We start from the raw sequence: 1,310 nt of genomic DNA on the forward strand, positions 1-1,310 counted from the left end.
TCCTATACTGAGAGCGTACCACTACATGGTACGCTTTTTTTGTGAGTGGCCATCAGCGGGGGCTTAGACTTCAAGTCTCTTTAAAAACATATGGTCTCACGAAAAAACCTTTCGTGCTGCGGATAATCTAGTTGTGGCTCGGCCACGAATGGAGAGGAACTAGCAGGGGAAGGTATGGCACACGTTGAGACCAAGGGCACTCACGGCTCTCTTTTTCTTCTCTTCTTTTTCTCTCTACAATTTAGCCTTTAATTGCAACACACTATGCTCGCCATCGGCATCGATATGAGCAAGGCGTCCTTCCACGCCGCGCTCAATGACAATTCCGTCAAAAAGTTCAAGAACACACCCGAGGGCATCGACGCCTTGCTCGTTGCGAGTGAGGCACTTGGACATTCCGCTGCCGAGACATTGATCGGCGTCGAATCCACCGGCGTCTACCACCTCCTGCTCGCGACCCGGCTCACCAAGACCGGGTATCGGGTCATGATCATCAATCCGCTTGAAAGCCATCGCTTCGGCGCGGCGCACACGCTGCGCAAACTCAAGACTGACGCGGTGGATGCGCAAACAGTTCGCTCCATGGTACTCTTTGGCGTCGGCCGGCTCTTCACCGAGACCGACGATGTCCTGGCCCTCAAGGCGCTCATCACCGAACGGGAGAGCTTGGTTGAGATTCTTGCCATTATGAAGCGGCAACAGGAAGCTCGTATGGTACGCATGCGAGCCATCGAACGGTCCGTGCACGACCCTTCCATATCCGTCATCGCGGCCCTGCAGAGGGAAATACTCCTCCTTGAAGCGGAGCTTCTTGCCTATGCGCCGCATACACAGCATCTTCTGCGCTCCATTCCCGGTATCGGGGCGATATCAGCCGCCTCGCTCGTAGCCTACATCGGCGACATTCATCGTTTCTCTACCCCCGAGAAATTGGTTGCCTTTATCGGGCTTGATTGCCGGGTGCATCAGAGCGGCAGCTCGATCAACGGCCACGGCTACATCAGCAAGCGCGGCAGCAAACATCTGAGAAGCATGCTCTTCAATGCCGCGTTCGTGGCTCGCCGCAGAAATCCGGTACTGGGAGCCTACTTCGCAAAAAAAGTCGCCGAAGGAAAGCACTACACCAGCGCACTCAATGCAGTGGAGCGCAAACTAATTCACATCATTTGGGCCGTCTGGTCACGGGGTACTCCGTTTGTGCAGCGGAGCGTCTAGCCCTGCCGTCAGACCAACTGAGAAAAAAGCGCCCACGGGTGCGGGCGCAGTTTCGAGCTATGTGGATATCGAAGTTGACCCCGATATATCTAGTT

1 protein-coding gene is annotated in these 1,310 nt (G+C 55.0%); it reads left to right on the plus strand.

The window, feature by feature from the left end; all coding sequences use genetic code 11:
* Nucleotides 1-264: 264 nt before the first annotated feature.
* A complete protein-coding gene (locus KGI06_06330; GenBank protein ID MDE1871825.1) occupies nucleotides 265-1,215 on the plus strand; it encodes an IS110 family transposase in 951 nt (316 codons plus the stop codon).
* The last annotated feature ends 95 nt before the right edge of the window (nucleotides 1,216-1,310 follow it).

The organism is Candidatus Micrarchaeota archaeon, from assembly GCA_028866575.1.
In the GTDB taxonomy this organism is placed as follows: Archaea; Micrarchaeota; Micrarchaeia; order Micrarchaeales; family Micrarchaeaceae; genus UBA12276.